The following is a 619-nucleotide window of genomic DNA, read 5'->3' on the forward strand; positions in this document are numbered from 1 at the left end:
TGTGGGTGGCCGCGGTCGGGGTCGTGTGCGGTCGTCGTGGGTGGTGGTGGGGTCGGTTCGTGAGGTGGCCCAAGAGCTGGCGCTGACGCCGCTTCCCGATGACGTGGATGTGTGCCTGGCCGAGGCGGAGGAGCTGCTGTTCGCCCGGGATCGGATCACCAGCGCGCTGGCCGACCGCGTCGGCCGGGTCCACCGAGCAGGTCAGGCCAGGCAGCACGGCCATGCCTCCACCCGCTGCTGGTTGCGCACCAGTGGGGGGATGACGGTGGGCGGTGCGGGCCGCCTGCTCCCCCTCGGCGCGGAACTGCCCCGCCTCCCCGTCGTGCGGGAGAAGTTCGCCACGGGTGAGCTGGCGGCGGGGGTGGTGGAAGCCATCTGCGCCGCTGTGGCCGGACTATCGGATGAGCAGGCCGGCCTGGCGGAGCCGATCTTGGTGGACCTGGCCGGCAAGGCGGGGGCGGCGGAGGTCGCCAAGGCCGGCCGCCATCTGCGGGCGGTGCTGGACCCCGATGGGGAAGAACGGGATGAGCGGGCCGATTACGGGCGGCGGTTCCTGCGGGTCCGCCCGGGCAAGGGCGGCGGCGTGGAAGGGGAGTTCTACCTGCCGCGTGAGGCCGGC

General features: G+C 73.7%; 1 protein-coding gene. It reads left to right on the forward strand.

Translation table 11 applies throughout. The features are described 5' to 3' along the window. Nucleotides 1–64: 64 nt before the first annotated feature. A partial coding sequence (locus FLV34_RS39610; RefSeq protein WP_187280897.1) for a DUF222 domain-containing protein occupies nt 65–619 on the forward strand: 555 nt, incomplete at its 3' end.

The organism is Microbispora sp. CSR-4 (genome assembly GCF_008033685.1).
Taxonomy (GTDB): domain Bacteria; phylum Actinomycetota; class Actinomycetes; order Streptosporangiales; family Streptosporangiaceae; genus Microbispora.